Genomic DNA, 15,311 nt, shown 5'->3' with positions numbered 1-15,311 from the left:
AGCGCTTAAAGAAATTCTTCAAGCGTCTTTTCTGTGAACTTGTACGGCGGTACCTCGTTCAAGGATTCCTTTGATATCACTGGATCGTAGTCATCGTAGATTTTTTCCGTTACATCATAAAATACGCCCGTTGGTAACCTGTCGCCTTCTTCCTGCGCGTGCTTGTATGCCTTGTCGAAATCTGTAACGTCCGTATCAAGTTTATAGACCCTCTGTCTTAAATAGTCATATGTCTCTATTTTATTGTAGGTCACACAAGGACTAAAAACGTCGACGAAAGCGAAACCCTTGTGCATTATGGCTTTCTTTATAATTTCCTTAAGGAAAATTGTATCTCCAGAAAATCCTCTTGCGACAAACGTTGCACCTGCAGATAGGGCGAAAGTCAATGGATTAACGGGTTTTTCCGGATTTCCGAAAGGAGTTGACTTTGTGACCCTGCCAAGTGGTGCGGTTGGAGACGCCTGTCCGGTTGTCAGCCCGAAGGTCTGGTTATCAGATACTATATACTTTATGTTGATGTTTCTCTTTGCTGAATGATAGAAATGCTGTGTTCCCTCAAAGAAACCATCTCCGTCGCCGCCATACGCTATAACGGTCAGTTTGGGATTCGCCCATTTTATCGCCGAAGCAACTGGGAGCAATCTCCCATGAAGGCCATGAAACCCGTAGGTATTTATGAACTCCGGCATATTACTTGAACATCCTATTCCAGATACTACGACCACATCTTTTGGAGCTATGGACAACTCCGTCAGAGCACCGCTTATCGCTGACAATTGTGCAAAATTTCCGCACGCTGGGCACCAGTCTGGCCTTACTCTACCTCTATAATCTGCTACTGTAACCATCTTTATCACCTCTTTAAAACACTCTCAATTTCTTCTGCAAGCTCACCTGGATAGAAACTCTCTCCGTTGAATTTTGTTACAAGTTGTGTCTTAACGAGGAATTCAGCTCTAATTCTATTGTTAAGCTGTCCTGTGTAATTTCCCTCAACAACCACTACTTTCTTCTTTCCGGCAAGTAATTTCCCGATATCCGGGTTCAGAGGAAACGCATGATTGATCTCGACCACACCAACTTTGAGTCCCTTCTCCCTGAGTATATCAGCGGCTTCCTCGACAACTCCCTGTGTACTTCCCCACTGAATAACTGCATACTCTGCATCGTCAAATCTGTAGGTTGGAGTTGGAGGAATTTCCTTCATATAAGTTTCCAGTTTTTTCATCCTTTTTATCATTGATTTTCTTCTTATTTCTGGATCGGTAACTGCATCACTGACGACAGCCCCGTATTCATCGTGTTCATCCGAATCCTCATTGTGCATAAGTCCGGGTGTACCAGGAATTGCCCTATATGATATGCCGTCCTCTGTGAATTCATATCTTTTATAATTCTTCATGTCTGGAGTGGCAATCTTCCCTCTTTCCATTTTATAACTTAGATCAAGGTGCTCGATAGTTTCGTAATGTTCTGAAAGTGAAAGATCGCTCATTATTATGACAGGCATCTGGTACTTTTCTGCTATATTCAGCGCTTTACCAACAAAATAGAACACTTCTTCGACATTCCTGGGCGTCAGCACGACTCTTGGAAAATCACCCTGAGAAGCACCAAGAACAAGGTTGAGATCCCCCTGTTCCGTCTTTGTAGGGAGTCCTGTAGATGGTCCTGCCCTCTGTGATTCGTAGACAACAAGCGGAACTTCCACCATTCCGGCCATACCAAGCGCCTCCACCATAAGCGAAAAGCCGCCGCCTGAAGAACCTGTCATCGCCCTTACACCAGCATAATTGGCACCAATGGCCATATTTATTGCAGATATCTCGTCCTCGGGTACTTTTACAAGTATACCGTACTCTTTTTGATGGTCTGCCAGGAAATCAAGTGCGGAAGAAGCGGGTGTCATAGGGTATGCTATGTACATCTTCAAACCACCATGGACTGCCCCAAGTCCAAGTGCCTCTCCTCCTGCCATCAGGTAATATTTCTTATCCGAGGTTTTAAGATTTACTCCCAGTTTCTTGAAGTTCGCCAGATAATAATCATATCCCTCCTTCGCTGCTTTTACATTCTGCTCTGCAACTTCACCCTTGCTTCCGAACTGATCCCTGATCACAGAAGCAAGAATCTCAAAATTAATGTTGATTGCTGCCATTGCTGCCCCAATTGCCACAGTATTTCTCATAAGTGCATTCTTGCTGTATTTACCGGCTATATCCGATAGTGGCATGGCTAGGTAATTTCCTTTGCCAGCCTTAAAACCAGAAATAGATTTATCAAAGATGGCTATACCATCTGGGTCCAGCGGAGAAGCACCCCCCTCGTTTATTTCCGGATTTGTATGGCGTTCAAGGGCGTCTTTATTCAGAGCGATTAGTATGTCAAGGCCATCGCCCTGAGACTTTACCTTCTTATCCGATCCCCTTACCTGATACCAGCTCTGGCCACCACGTATGAGGCTCTGATAATAATTATACGTATTAGCATGCAACCCACTTCTGGAAAAGGTTTTTGCAATAATGAAACCGGCAGACTGCACTCCGTCTCCTGCCGCGCCTCCTACTCTTATAATAATTTCATCTGTTTTCATTCAACTCTTGTGCGGTATTTTGACAAATTATTAATCATTATCGTGTTTTAGGTAATATTATATTACAGCATGTATATGTTAGAAATATATATTGTTGAAAATTATGTGTAAAAAACACGTTAAACAAAGAAAAAATTTAAAATTTAGAAATATTAAATAAAATAAAAATAAATTTAATTGCGCGTATTCATGGGAAGTAATGCGCGAAATCAATTAGGTGACCGTTAAGTGCTATGAATCCTATTACCAAAGCGAATACTGTTCCTATTCCAAGTATTATCCACTCGATGTAATAGAGATATTTCCCGCTTCCGACTGGCTTTAGATAGAGAATCGGAGCAAGTAACGCGCCTATGCCATCAGATATATACAGGCCCATTGAAGTAAACCAGTTATCGCTCACAAAAGCCTTACCTTCAAGACCTAACTCATTTATGCTATATGCGCCAACAAGGACGTATATCCCGAGCAATACAAAGAGTAGCGGGAGAAGTCCAAGATTCATGTTCTTGTAGATCATTACCGCTGAAGCTATCAGCAACAGCCCAAACAGCAATAATGGGTCTCCAAAAAGCATGTTGTACCCACTTGGCAATGGCCAAGTGAAGGACATTTCGTAACCGCTTACGAAGTCAAAGAACCCTATCGCTATTGCCGGGATTATAAGGTTTCTAACCTGTTGATCATTTCCTCTTGCCTTGAAGAAAAAATAGAATGCCCCAAGGAAAGTTCCCATGGCAAGTCCAATCAGCATAACTGCCAGTGAATCTACATAAAGTGTCATATTTTCACCTACCGGTAAATATCTATATCCCCTATAAGCTCTATGCCTAACACATTAGTGCATACAGAAATGTACGATATACCTGCGATCGATCATCTCCACGGCTAGATTGCTGTCCATTCCGTTCAAAGTTTACGTTGTTTTGAATCTCTTTAAATTTAAACCGATAACACTGCAATGACTATTGATTGGCTTTCTAAAAACATATTAATATTGCAGAGCGATAGTTAAGACATGAGCAGAACAGAAAAAGACGTTATAGGAGAAGTTGAATTAGCCGACAATGTGTATTATGGGATCAACACTATACGTGCAAAAGAAAATTTTCAGATTACAGGTACGACTGCAGATTTTGATCATATAGTCGCTCTTGTAAGAATAAAAAGATCAGCAGCTATTGCAAATTACAAAGGAAAAAAATTGCCGGAGGAAAAGAAAGATCTAATTCTAGCAGCGTGCGACAGGATTCTTAAAGGAGAACTCACAAATCAATTTATTATCGATGTATTCCAAGCTGGTGCTGGAACTTCCTACAACATGAATGCAAATGAAGTCATAGCCAATCTGGCCTTGGAAATAGGCGGAAAACATAAGGGAGAGTATACATTCATACATCCCAACGATCATGTCAATATGAGCCAGTCAACAAATGATGTCATTCCAACTATGATTCGGCTTACAGGGTACCATAAGGGGGAGCATCTCCTAGGAGAACTTGATTTGCTGGTCTCGTCGATGAAACGGAAAGCAAAGGAATTTGCGGATGTTGTTAAAACCGGGAGAACTCATCTTCAGGACGCCGCACCCATAACGTTAGGAATAGAATTCTCTGCCTGGGGATATGCACTTGAAAAGGACAGAAATGCAATCAAACAGGCTATTGATTACTTGCTGGAATTGAACATTGGGGGAACTGCCGTTGGAACTGGAATAAATACTGCACCAGGTTTCCAGAAAAATGTAGTCGATGAGATATCTAAGATTACAGGCGTAAACTTTTACGGTAGCAGCAATTTGCCAGGAATAATGGAATTCATGACAGATTTTGCGAGGGTCATGAACTCTATCTCGGATCTGGCGCTTGACATAACGAAAATATCAAATGACATAAGGCTGCTGTATTCTGGTCCGGGCGCTGGGATACATGAAATAAAGATACCAGCAGTACAGCAGGGTTCTTCCATTATGCCGGGAAAAATAAACCCGTCCATAGCAGAAGCCATGAACATGATTTGCCACTCTGTACTCGGAGCTCAACAGGCCTTGAATTTCTCAGTCCAGGCTGGACAGTTGGAACTTAACGTAATGATGCCACATATTGACTACGAGCTTACACGCTCTGAAAACATACTGACGAACGGTATCAAGATGTTCCGTGAAAAACTCATTGACGGGATAACTGCAGATAAAGTAATGTGTCTGGAGCACATGGGAAAGAGCTTCGGATCGGCTGCTTTACTAAATCCTTACCTGGGCTATGATCTCGTAGCTCAGATAGTCCATGAAGCTCTCGAAACTGGAAAATCCATAAAGACCCTTGCTGTTGCAACGGGTAAAATAAGCGCAGAGGATTATGACAAAGTCATGGCATCAGGCGTTCCAAAGTAGGCCACGCTCGGCCATAGTATTGTCATTGGAAATAAATCTCATAAGCAATTGAACGTTTCAACACAATGAGGATAATTTCAATCTTAGCATTTTCAATTTCCATCTCTTTGTGACAAACAAATAATAATTGTTAACAATCTACGGTAGATTGGTCGATAATGAAAATTTACTCTGAATCCTATGGTTGCACCCTTAACAAATCAGAATCCGGATTGTTTGTTAACAAGCTCCTCAACGAGGGAAACGAGCTTGTTGGCTCGCCCGAGGATTCAGACCTTTGTGTTATAGGCACTTGCGTCGTTGTGAAGAAAACAGAGGATAAGATGTACTCAAGAATCCAGGAGCTTTCCAGATATTCAAAAGTTAAGGTGATAGGCTGCCTTGCGACTGTTAACGGCGGGATGCTGAATGGCAGCAATATCGAGGTAATCGATTCAAAAAGTTTCAGGTCATTTTATACGGGGAATCTTGATGGTATTGAGATCAAAGAACCGTCGATATTTGATGGTATTCCGATAAACCAGGGTTGTACAGGGAGCTGCAATTTCTGCATATCGCATATTGCCAGGGGCAAGCTGATTTCAAGGACACCAGAGAAGATAAGAAACCAGATCGCAATGCAGCTCAAGAGGGGATTGAAAGAGGTAAGGATAAGTTCTCTCGACACAGCAGCTTACGGCAGGGACATAAATTTGACGTTGCCTGATCTCATAAAACAGATCCTTCTTCTTGAGGATGATTTTTCCCTTCGAGTTGGAATGATGGAACCAAAGAATACCTCCGACATCGTGGATGATCTTATGCAATGCTACCGTGACGGAAGAGTGTTCAAATTCATGCATCTCCCTGTTCAAAGCGGTGACAACCGTATACTGGAGTCCATGAACCGGGAATATGATGTCAACACGTTCTATGACATAGTGGAAAAGTTCAGGTCTACTTACAAGGATTCCACTCTTTCAACAGACATAATTTCTGGTTATCATGGTGATGACGAGGAGAGCCACGAAAAGACCGTGAAGCTTATAGAGAGATCAAGACCGGATATAATCAATGTAACTCGGTTTTCTCCAAGACCGTATACACCTGACTACCTCGCAAAACCGCCTTCTTCAAATCTAGTGAAAAGATGGACAAAGGAATATTCTGATTTACACAAGAAGATACTTTCCGAAAATCTTGAAAAGAATTTGGGCAGGATTGAAAGTATCCTTGTTACGGAGAATGGAAAGGACGATACGATAGTTGGGCGCGATCAGGCTTACAGGCCGGTTGTTGTAAAATTACATCTACCCATATATTCAAGGGTTGATGTGGAGATCGTTGGCTTAGGTTCGACCTATCTTATCGGAAGAAAGGTTTAGGTGTAGCTCGTCAACGGACACTATCTCGTCCATAACGTACTTTCTGGTCTTCTTTAGACCGAAAAGTTGCTGGAATTCTGGTGGGGTAAGGACTGGCATCCTGAATTTCTCTGCATCATCGATGGGGACTCTTGGACATCCTGTGAATACCACAGCATCGCACATCATATTCTCCAGATCTGTTGGCTTAACATCGTTGGCCTCCACCCTCACCGTTTCAAGGCCAAGTTCTTTTGCCTGCTCTATTATTTTATCCGCCAACTTCTCTCGGTATTGCCCTATCTTTGTATCAACCACAACACAGATCTTCCTTGCGTCAAGTGCTCTGGATATTTTTGCGTACCTTTTCCTTAAAAACAGATCTACCTCATCCCTTATGCTTATCAGTTTCATTGCGTTGACGTCGAATATATAGACCTCCTTGTCTGTAGCCAACTGGACGCCTATGGCGTGAAACATGCCTGTGCTGACAACTATAAATGCATCTGCCTGGAGAGATATAGAATGTGCTGAACTGAAATTGCACCCAAGAACCTGACCGGGATACTTCAACCTTTCGTCCTGTTTGCCCATTATCGCATCGAAACTTTTTTCTTTAAGCATATCAAGGAGCTGGAGAGCCTGATCCCTGTATTGGACAGAAAATAATACACCAATAGTCTTGTATCCCTTAGACTTAAGAATGGAAAACTGCTCGTATGTAATTTTTATCTTGTTGTCGTAAGGGTATTCTATAAACATCATTGGCCGTGGGTATTTTATATTCGGGATTTCGGAGTGTCCGAACTGCACTATGTAATCAACGTTAGCATAAGATTCCACATTGCCTACATCACATGCCCCGTAAAATGCATCAGAGCTCACAATAACGCTAAATTCCTTGGAAAATCTATTGAAGATATCGAACACTTTTGGCTTAAGGCCATCTGGGAGCTGCAGAAGAATACGCTTAGACCCAGCTGATTTTAATTTTATTATGCATTCCTCTATTTTATCCAACATGCGCTTATTACGTTCATGGTTTTAACACTTGCTCGTCTTCTTTCATTATGCTGTAAGCATAATTTACATTCCTTTTGAAATAACAGGATATTAGATGTTCACGGAATCGCTAAATGAATAGAAATTACAAATAGAATTGAAAATCGAAAATGTGTGCAATACACTTCTGTTATTTTCCAAATATGTTAATCATTTTCTACCCTCGTGAGAAATATCTATAGCCTATTGTTTTCTCACAAAAATTTAAGCCGGAATCACAATAGTTAACTATGGCTGGAGCCCCGATAACCAGTTCCACTTTGGTCTTTGTTAGTAGCCAGGAATTGATAATTGATTACGTACTCTCATTTGCCGTTGTGGCCTTTGTTTTCTTCTGGTGGTATCGATCTTACAGCAAGATGGGTATTACCATAGGAAAAATGTGGGATTATTTTCGCCACAATATCTTGAGGATGATCAAGCAGGCCCTCGTATATGGCTTCTTCCACAAGAAAAACATCAAGAACAGATACGCGGGGACAATGCATTTTTTGATCTCATGGGGCATACTCATACTCTTCATTGCAACTTCATTGATCATGCTTTCCCATGATATCCTCAAACCTACAATACACCATGGAATACTAGTAGGGGAATTTTACCTTATTTTTGAAGCGTTTGCAAACTTGGGCGGAGTAATGCTGATCGCCGGTATCTTAATGGCTTTTTACAGACGCCTAAGAAAGAGTGTATTGCTTGACACAAAAAATGAAGATTATGTTATACTCTTTGGCCTGCTCGTTATGGCTGCCGAAGGTTTCTTTCTAGGGGCTTTAAAAATATATCTCTTTCGGCAATCCTTTGATGTATACAGGTTCGTGGAATGGCCATTGAGTTATCTGTTTTCTTCCTGGAGTTTCTCCTTTGGCGTCCAGACATATCGTATAATGTGGATGGTACACGTTTATACTGGATTTCTTCTTGCTGCTTACCTGCCATTTTCCAAGCTTTCTCATATGGCTCTTGCAATGGTCAGCATTTCCGAAAAGCGTATCAAGGAGAGGGGTGCGCTTCCTACGCCTTTTATTCTCGCTGATGCCCTCCAATCAGGAGATTTCAATTTCAAGGTAGGAACAAAGACTATTTCAGAGGTACCGCTGATGCAAAAAGTAGATGCACTCGCGTGTACGGACTGTGGTAGATGTGAGCGTGCGTGCCCCGCTTTTATGGCTGGAACTGATCTAAGCCCGAGAGCTCTTGTTCAGAACATAAAGAAAAATCTATACGATAACGAGGTTGCAATAGGTTCTCTTATCACTGAAAACGCAGCGTGGTCTTGCACCACCTGTCAGGCTTGCGTCGAAGAATGTCCGGTGCTTATAGAGCCTTTCAGTTTTGTGATGGATTATCGAAAGGATTTAGTCATGGAAAGCAAAGTTTCAAAGCAGACCAGCACCTATCTGAACAACCTTACAAATGCACAGAACCCGTTTGGCAACAGTCCCTTCGAGAGAGACAAACTCCTTGACATTGCCCCTAAGTATGATGAGACGAAGGAGTATCTTTATTGGGTGGGATGCATGGGTGCGTTCGATCCTCGAGACAACAAGACAACGAGAACAATTCTTGGACTCCTGAATAAGGCGGGTGTTAGTTATGGCATTCTCGGATCCGAAGAAAAATGCGTTGGCGAAACTGCGAGAAGGATAGGCGAAGAGGGAAGTTTCCAGGACCTTGTAATGCAGAACATCGAGACATTCAACAACCACTCCGTGAAAAAGATAATAACATCATGTCCGCACTGTTATAATACATTCAAAAATGAGTATAGACAATTCGGCCTGAAGGCAGAAGTGATTCACCACAGCAAGTTCCTGGAGGAATTGATCGATGAGGGAAAACTTAAGGTGAAGAAAACAAAGGAAATTATAACGCTTCATGACCCGTGCTATCTTGGAAGGATCAATGGGGAATACGACAATACGAGGGCGATAGTCAGCAGTTCGGGCGATCTGAAAGAGATGATCATGTCGAAAGAAAAAAGCTTGTGCTGTGGCGCTGGAGGAGGCAATTACTGGTATAAGGTTGAAAGCCAGGATTCTATAAGCCAGATAAGATTCAAGCAGGCACTGGATACTGGTGCAACTAAGCTGGCTGTTGCATGCCCATTTTGCATGCCCATGATGGAGGACGCTTCAAGGACTCTTAACGCAGAAGATAAGATATCGGTGAAGGATATAGCAGAAATCATCAGTGAAAATCTTGAGGAATAGCCGAATCGGACCGAGCAAAACTATTGATTTTCCAACAAAAAAATACGCAACATAATTTCGCATTAGACTAGTTATCTTGTTCTTGCATGTCGGATTGGATTTGAAATTGGAATATTGGATCTGTCAGAGGATTGTTGCTCAGTCTTGCGGTCCAATAGAGTCCGGAGTATGGCCATAAAGATACAAGGATGTTACATATTTTCAAAAAGCACGTTCCCGGACTTTATCACTGTTTTTATCAACCGTGTACCGTATTCGTAGGGAATCTTTCTGTAATCGTCTACATTCAAAATTATGATATCAGCGATTTTCCCCTTTTCAATGGAACCTGTTTTATCCTGAATACCAAGAGAGTTCGCAGCATTAATGGTAACAGCGTTCAAGGCCTCTTCAATTGAGATTCGACTGAACCGCACTGCGAGATACACAGCGAAGAACAGGTTGGAGTTTATTGAAAGTGGCGATATATCAGAAGCGATGCAAACAGGGATTCCGGCTTCGATGAATTGTCTTATGTCTGGATATTTGCCATTTGCGATGTTGAATGCAGTTATAGGCAGGAATGTCGCAAAGGCACCTGAATGCAAAATCTTATCGATCCCTTTTCTGTCGGTCATTATCAGATGATCGACGCTCTTTAACCTGTATTTTTCACATAGTTTCAGGCAACCAATATCCGCAAGTTCATCTGCATGCAATCTCAATTCAAAGCCTCTCTTTGATGCTTCTCTAAAGAATACGTCCGTGCTTTCCTCGCTAAACGCGCCCCTGTCACAGAACGAATCCACAAATTTTACTTCTTTGCCTATCCTAGGAAGAATCTGCTCAACCACGTAGTCTACATATTGACTCTCGGTCATTCCGTGAGGCACAGCATGCAACGGAAGAAAAGTTGGCACAACGTTCATAGTTCCAAGAGAAGCAATCCTGTTGATTATCCTCAGAAGCTTCATTTCCGTTTCAAGGTTGAGGCCATAGCCTGTTTTTATTTCCATGCTCGTCGTGCCCATCATTATGGATTCTGTTACGCGGGAGTAGGTTTCCTTAAAGATCTGTTCCTCTTCCATCGATCTGGAATCATTTACCGTCTTGTAGATACCATTTCCGGAGGAGAGGATGTCGAGATAGCTTTTTCCCTTCAGCCTCAAATAAAATTCCTCGGTTCTGTCACCGCCAAAAACTATGTGTGTATGGGAGTCTATAAGGCCGGGCATAACGACAGATCCATGTGCATCAATGATCCTGAATTTGTCGAGCTTCATCTCGGAAAGCCCATCATCTGGAATGATCCGGCTTATGTATCCTTCCTTTATGACTATGGAATGATGTTTCTTTATCTTCAATCTTCCCAGTTTATCGCCTACAAGGGGATGGCCTTTGGAGCCCGACATTGTAAGCATCTGCGAGGCGTTCCTAATTATGAGGTTGTCCATTTACGCAAAAGTATATTTCATCCCTATATAGATACTATGATAGCGGTACGTCTCTTTGATTGAAACACAATTTGGAGACGTTTATCTATTTTTTCACGCCCAGGGAGAGCCGGAAGGACTTAAACACTGCAGAATAATCCAGGTTTCCTAGCCCCATAGACTCTGCAATGTTGTATATCTGGAGAGCCGACGCCATGCTCAGCATTGGAAAATTGGCGGAGTTGCAGAGCTCCTCTCCATACCTTATGTCTTTGACGATATGGTTGAGCGTGAACTGTGGAATGAAGTCCTCAGATTTTATGTCGTCCACCTTCGATTCAAGCGCTTTTGAACTACCCCCTCCGTTTAGGAGTATGTCCAGAGCAATTTCTCTCTTAAAGCCGCTTTTTTCAAGAAACAGTATCGCCTCAGATGCAACGACAAAATTTGTTGCCATCAGGAGATTGTTTGCCAGTTTCCCTTTTATCGCATTTCCGGCTGGACCGAGAAACAGAACATGGCTTGAGAAGGTCTCGATTACACCCTTTACGATATTGAATATATCTTCCTCTCCGGAAACCAGTGCGGTCAGCTTTCCCTGTTCCGCAGGGATTATACTACCGAGCACGGGGCAATCCAAGTAATGTACTGCATGTTCAGAAAGCGCTGACGCGCATGACACAGCGAATTTATAGGAAACAGTGCTCAAATTTACTATAATGGACTTTGGCCTGATCGTGGAGAGGATGCCATCTTCTCCGAATACAACTTCACCACAAGCATTATCATCTGTTAGCATTATGAATATTATATCGTTTTCAGCTGCCAGAAGTGCAGGCGTCTGGTATTGCCTCAATGATGGGAATTGATTCAATTTTTCCTTTGTTCTGTTGTATGCTCCAGTCACTTCGTATTTCTGCAGGATCCTTGATATGATCCTTGAACCCATCTTTCCAGTTCCGACAAAACCTATATTGCTACTCATATTTTACGTATGACAATATCAAATATTACCATTAGCAGTTGCCTCAGGAATCGGCTTAAGTTATAGCATATCAATCAGGTGAAGAGTAGAACCGCTTTCTTGACTTGCAAATTCCAGGCTTCCGAACTCTATGTTTCTATTTTTCAAATAAGATCTTGTGCAGTCCATCGCAATATCAGGTCTGTTGTTTTCCTGGCTCAGGTGCGCTAAAACGATCTCTGTATCTCGATCAACTATTTTTGAAAGTGCCTCGGCAGCCTGTTCATTTGAGAGATGACCATGATCGCTTAGAATTCTCTTCTTCAACTGATCCGGATACCTTCCAGATTTCAGCATTTCCACGTCATGATTCGATTCAAAAGATACAATTTTCGACCCTTTTGTTTCTGAGATCAATTCCTGGGATACAATACCTAGGTCTGAAACTATGGAAATTTTGTAGTGCCCATAAGATACAACAAATGCTACGGGATTAACAGCGTCATGCGATATTTTAACAGGTGTAATTTTAAAATTCCCAAGCGCAATTTTCCCGTAAATTGGGTATCCGTTGCTGAGTCGTATCGCTTCGAGAGTCTCTCCTGTAGAATAAACGTCGACATGTCCGTGTTTGACAAGGGACCCAACACCCTTTGTATGATCAGAGTGCTCATGGCTTATGAAAAGTGACTTATTCAAAGCGTCAATTTTAAGTTCAGATATACGCTTTTTAAAAGATTTAAGGCTTATGCCAAAATCAAATATCAGAAGATCCTGATCGTCCCAGATTATTGAGCAGTTTCCCTTGCTGCCACTGGCTATTGAATTATATCCTATGTACTCCAATGTATCCGCAATCTCTTCCAAGATTAATTCTTTGTTGTTCTTTCAGCCGTAAATTGCGGATGAACTTATATCAAGAATTTCCTTATCATCCAGAAAATACAAGGTTTTCCTCCCATTTTTTACCATAGTGTTGGCTATTGTTTCGAGCCCCCATATAGTATTAGAAAAAGGATTATTTGTACCTGAGGTCACGATCCTGCCAAAAACATCAACTGGATAATTTTCCAGCCGATGATCCAAAGACGACAGAAACACTACCTCTCTCTTTCTCATGGAGAATATTGGCGCATGGAAGAATTGCCCTCCTCTAAAGTATTCAGAACTGATACCGAATACCTCTGCCATTTTGAGCGAGAGAAACTGAGCCACTCCAAAATTTAACGCAGAACCAACAAAACATGGATGATCAAAGTGTTCCGAAGATCTCACGTCTTCAAATTCAACATGCAAGCCCGCGAGTCTGAAAAGTGCGTCGAGCATTTCAAGAAAGGACAGCACTCCACTCATTTTTTCTGATTCTATCGGAATTGCTATAGTACGATCTGACAACCTCGATACTTCAGAGTCCATGTTTCCAGTAACGGAAACCAACGTGTTTTTGCCGTGGAATTTACGTGCAACATTTATTGCCTCTTTGGTTCTCCCAGAAGCCGACACAATTATTATCGGAATCTCTGAATCTGACACCAAGAGAGTTTCTGGATCCATGGCGATAAACCTGCCACCTGATGCGTCTTCGATAACCGTTGCGGCTGCAAAAGCATCACCGCTTCCGGTTACGATCGCTCTTCGACCAATGGGTTTAACGCTTTTTAGATCCGTAAATTCACCTAGATATTTTTTGATTAATGCCGCGTAATCCATTTCCATGTTTGATGATTATAAAGTTATACAATAGCGTATCTCACAATGATATCTATTGTGCGACCTTGGAATTTTGCCTCTGGACAAGATTGGAGAAAGGACTGCACAGCGATTCTCCAATTCTATTATCCGGGTACAAATCATACTTTATGTCACTATTTCAATTAGCGAAAAATATCTCTATATCCAAGGGATATGCATACATGGTAAACGTAACAGAATTAACCAGAAGAGGATCAACGTGCACGGATTTTCTTACGTGCATATACGACCTTTCGACTTCAGACGCGTATGTGTTTAATGTGCTTAAAGCGAATGGAACTATGACACTGGATCAGCTCTCCCAGAAGATTCAGCGTAACAGGAGCACTGTGTTCAAATCCCTGCAGAGGCTTGTAAGCGTAGGCCTGGTATACAAGACACCCAAGACGCTGCAGGCCGGGGGGAAGTATTATGAGTTCCACGTTAACGATCCGACTGTAATCAAAAAGAGGGCCGAAGGTGTGGTCCTGGATATTCAGAGTTCTATGAAGAAATTGCTCAACAATCTGGAAGCTGATCTGAAAAATTAACAGTAAAAAGGAGCTGATCTAGCTTAAGCTTCTGCGAATCTCTGGAATACGTGAATTCCGGTTCATATCTTATTCGACCGTTTCAATTTTGGAGAAGTTGTTTGAATTCGAGTCTCTAAATTGAAAAGCTTAAATATATATGAATACATACGTAACTATGGCAGAAGAAGAATCATTAATAGAGAGTTTTCTCGACGCAATAGAAGGTACTAAAAGTTCCGCTGAATTCACGTTTCAGGGGCTCAGTATAAAGTTACCAGGTGTGAATGCTAATATAACAATAAACGGAACAGTCAGTGTCTTGGTCCGGCCTATCCATGACAAAGACAAGTCTTAAAGGTTTATCTGCGGCATTCATTAAATCTGTAAACGGAAATATCTCAATTAATTTGAATAATTCACCACTTATGCATGTATCAATGGATGCAGGTAACGTAACGATAGATTTGTTGGACAAAAAGTTTTCAAAACTTTTGGTTTCAAAGATACCGAAGAACTTGATGAAACTTTCAACGTTGCGTTCCTATTCTAAATTTTTTAATTCAAGCAACATTTCTGTAGACATAAGATATAAAAAGCAAACGCTGATCAAGGTTGGAAAAGGTGCTTCATCATTAATGGATCATATTGACGTCCACCCAATACGCTGGCACGAATTCATGAAATGATTTTTCAATGTACTTTTGCTCTCTGGACGAGTCCCCATGAATTGCCGAACGGATCGACCATCTGGCAAACGTCCACCCCGTCTACACCTGTTAAGGGACCTCTGAACAACTTACAGCCATGATTCATGAAATACGACATTGCCTGCGTAAGGTCACTCACGTTCCAGTATGTTACCTGACCGGAAACGCCGGAGCTTGTCTTTTCATCTGAAGCGTGTAGTCCGATCCTGCAAAATCCCAGGTCGAAGGAACAGTAATTTTCACTCTCAAAAACAGGTTTCTTGCCTAGGAGTTCCATGATCCAATTTGTTGCTCGAGGCACATCATCTACAAAGAACAGCACTTCGTCAACGCCTCCGAGTTCCAGCGCCACTTTATG

Annotated in this window: 15 protein-coding genes; 6 read left to right on the top strand and 9 right to left on the bottom strand. The window is 41.9% G+C overall.

Translation table 11 applies throughout. The features are described 5' to 3' along the window. Window positions 1–5: 5 nt before the first annotated feature. From LVQ96_02440 to LVQ96_02430, 3 genes are all read right to left on the bottom strand, one after another. A complete protein-coding gene (locus tag LVQ96_02440; GenBank protein ID MCW6170009.1) occupies window positions 6–851 on the bottom strand; it encodes a thiamine pyrophosphate-dependent enzyme in 846 nt (281 codons plus the stop codon). 5 nt (window positions 852–856) lie between these two features. After that, complete coding sequence (locus LVQ96_02435) at window positions 857–2,596, bottom strand: 2-oxoacid:acceptor oxidoreductase subunit alpha (GenBank protein MCW6170008.1); 1,740 nt, start codon at window positions 2,594–2,596, stop codon at window positions 857–859. 187 nt (window positions 2,597–2,783) lie between these two features. After that, window positions 2,784–3,380 (bottom strand): DUF981 domain-containing protein, encoded by a 597-nt coding sequence (locus tag LVQ96_02430; protein ID MCW6170007.1) that lies wholly within the window; start codon window positions 3,378–3,380, stop codon window positions 2,784–2,786. A gap of 234 nt (window positions 3,381–3,614) precedes the next feature. Here LVQ96_02430 and LVQ96_02425 point away from each other — a divergent pair, with 234 nt between their 5' ends. Together LVQ96_02425 and LVQ96_02420 are read left to right on the top strand one after the other, a co-directional pair. After that, a complete protein-coding gene (locus LVQ96_02425; protein MCW6170006.1) occupies window positions 3,615–4,988 on the top strand; it encodes an aspartate ammonia-lyase in 1,374 nt (457 codons plus the stop codon). Window positions 4,989–5,146: 158 nt separating this feature from the next. Beyond that, window positions 5,147–6,352, top strand: coding sequence for a tRNA (N(6)-L-threonylcarbamoyladenosine(37)-C(2))-methylthiotransferase (locus tag LVQ96_02420; GenBank protein ID MCW6170005.1), 1,206 nt, complete (start codon window positions 5,147–5,149; stop codon window positions 6,350–6,352). Here the strand turns inward: LVQ96_02420 and dph2 are convergent. Continuing rightward, on the bottom strand, window positions 6,317–7,354 hold the full coding sequence (dph2, locus tag LVQ96_02415; protein MCW6170004.1) for a diphthamide biosynthesis enzyme Dph2: 1,038 nt from the start codon (window positions 7,352–7,354) through the stop codon (window positions 6,317–6,319). The two genes, LVQ96_02420 and dph2, sit on opposite strands and share 36 nt — an antisense overlap. A 269-nt stretch (window positions 7,355–7,623) precedes the next feature. Between dph2 and LVQ96_02410 the strand changes: the two genes are divergently transcribed. Then, window positions 7,624–9,606 (top strand): 4Fe-4S dicluster domain-containing protein, encoded by a 1,983-nt coding sequence (locus LVQ96_02410; GenBank protein MCW6170003.1) that lies wholly within the window; start codon window positions 7,624–7,626, stop codon window positions 9,604–9,606. A 191-nt stretch (window positions 9,607–9,797) separates the two neighbouring features. Here LVQ96_02410 and hutI read toward each other — a convergent pair whose 3' ends face one another. From hutI to LVQ96_02390, 4 genes are all read right to left on the bottom strand, one after another. Next, a complete protein-coding gene (gene hutI / locus LVQ96_02405) occupies window positions 9,798–11,039 on the bottom strand; it encodes an imidazolonepropionase (protein ID MCW6170002.1) in 1,242 nt (413 codons plus the stop codon). An 85-nt stretch (window positions 11,040–11,124) separates the two neighbouring features. Next, complete coding sequence (locus LVQ96_02400) at window positions 11,125–12,003, bottom strand: NAD(P)-dependent oxidoreductase (GenBank protein MCW6170001.1); 879 nt, start codon at window positions 12,001–12,003, stop codon at window positions 11,125–11,127. Window positions 12,004–12,063: 60 nt separating this feature from the next. Continuing rightward, entirely contained in the window at window positions 12,064–12,828 is a 765-nt protein-coding gene (locus LVQ96_02395; protein MCW6170000.1) for an MBL fold metallo-hydrolase, read from the bottom strand. A gap of 42 nt (window positions 12,829–12,870) precedes the next feature. Beyond that, window positions 12,871–13,698 carry an SIS domain-containing protein gene (locus tag LVQ96_02390; protein ID MCW6169999.1) on the bottom strand — a complete coding sequence of 276 codons (828 nt, stop codon included), beginning with the start codon at window positions 13,696–13,698 and terminating at the stop codon, window positions 12,871–12,873. A 197-nt stretch (window positions 13,699–13,895) separates the two neighbouring features. On the opposite strand from LVQ96_02390, the gene LVQ96_02385 reads away from it, so the two are divergent. The 3 genes from LVQ96_02385 to LVQ96_02375 all read left to right on the top strand — a co-directional run bounded on the left by LVQ96_02385 (window position 13,896) and on the right by LVQ96_02375 (window position 14,932). Then, window positions 13,896–14,264 (top strand): helix-turn-helix domain-containing protein, encoded by a 369-nt coding sequence (locus tag LVQ96_02385; GenBank protein ID MCW6169998.1) that lies wholly within the window; start codon window positions 13,896–13,898, stop codon window positions 14,262–14,264. Between the two features lie 157 nt (window positions 14,265–14,421). After that, complete coding sequence (locus tag LVQ96_02380; GenBank protein ID MCW6169997.1) at window positions 14,422–14,601, top strand: hypothetical protein; 180 nt, start codon at window positions 14,422–14,424, stop codon at window positions 14,599–14,601. Beyond that, window positions 14,582–14,932, top strand: coding sequence for a hypothetical protein (locus tag LVQ96_02375; protein ID MCW6169996.1), 351 nt, complete (start codon window positions 14,582–14,584; stop codon window positions 14,930–14,932). Before LVQ96_02380 ends, LVQ96_02375 begins: the two co-directional genes overlap by 20 nt. Before the next feature lie 4 nt (window positions 14,933–14,936). Here the strand turns inward: LVQ96_02375 and LVQ96_02370 are convergent, their stop codons facing one another. After that, window positions 14,937–15,305, bottom strand: a complete 369-nt coding sequence (locus tag LVQ96_02370) for a hypothetical protein (GenBank protein ID MCW6169995.1) — start codon at window positions 15,303–15,305, stop codon at window positions 14,937–14,939. Window positions 15,306–15,311: the final 6 nt, after the last annotated feature.

Source organism: Thermoplasmatales archaeon (assembly GCA_026127925.1).
In the GTDB taxonomy this organism is placed as follows: domain Archaea; phylum Thermoplasmatota; class Thermoplasmata; order Thermoplasmatales; family Thermoplasmataceae; genus JAKAYB01.
This window is presented reverse-complemented; position numbering and strand designations above follow the sequence as displayed.

What these genes read in the sequence shown, in the direction of transcription:
- LVQ96_02440 (MCW6170009.1), bottom strand. Translation starts at nt 851, where the DNA reads ATGGTTACAGTAGCAGATTATAGAGGTAGAGTAAGGCCAGACTGGTGC.
- LVQ96_02435 (MCW6170008.1), bottom strand. Translation starts at nt 2,596, where the DNA reads ATGAAAACAGATGAAATTATTATAAGAGTAGGAGGCGCGGCAGGAGAC.
- LVQ96_02430 (MCW6170007.1), bottom strand. Translation starts at nt 3,380, where the DNA reads ATGACACTTTATGTAGATTCACTGGCAGTTATGCTGATTGGACTTGCC.
- LVQ96_02425 (MCW6170006.1), top strand. Translation starts at nt 3,615, where the DNA reads ATGAGCAGAACAGAAAAAGACGTTATAGGAGAAGTTGAATTAGCCGAC.
- LVQ96_02420 (MCW6170005.1), top strand. Translation starts at nt 5,147, where the DNA reads ATGAAAATTTACTCTGAATCCTATGGTTGCACCCTTAACAAATCAGAA.
- dph2 (MCW6170004.1), bottom strand. Translation starts at nt 7,354, where the DNA reads ATGTTGGATAAAATAGAGGAATGCATAATAAAATTAAAATCAGCTGGG.
- LVQ96_02410 (MCW6170003.1), top strand. Translation starts at nt 7,624, where the DNA reads ATGGCTGGAGCCCCGATAACCAGTTCCACTTTGGTCTTTGTTAGTAGC.
- hutI (MCW6170002.1), bottom strand. Translation starts at nt 11,039, where the DNA reads ATGGACAACCTCATAATTAGGAACGCCTCGCAGATGCTTACAATGTCG.
- LVQ96_02400 (MCW6170001.1), bottom strand. Translation starts at nt 12,003, where the DNA reads ATGAGTAGCAATATAGGTTTTGTCGGAACTGGAAAGATGGGTTCAAGG.
- LVQ96_02390 (MCW6169999.1), bottom strand. Translation starts at nt 13,698, where the DNA reads ATGGAAATGGATTACGCGGCATTAATCAAAAAATATCTAGGTGAATTT.
- LVQ96_02385 (MCW6169998.1), top strand. Translation starts at nt 13,896, where the DNA reads ATGGTAAACGTAACAGAATTAACCAGAAGAGGATCAACGTGCACGGAT.
- LVQ96_02380 (MCW6169997.1), top strand. Translation starts at nt 14,422, where the DNA reads ATGGCAGAAGAAGAATCATTAATAGAGAGTTTTCTCGACGCAATAGAA.
- LVQ96_02375 (MCW6169996.1), top strand. Translation starts at nt 14,582, where the DNA reads ATGACAAAGACAAGTCTTAAAGGTTTATCTGCGGCATTCATTAAATCT.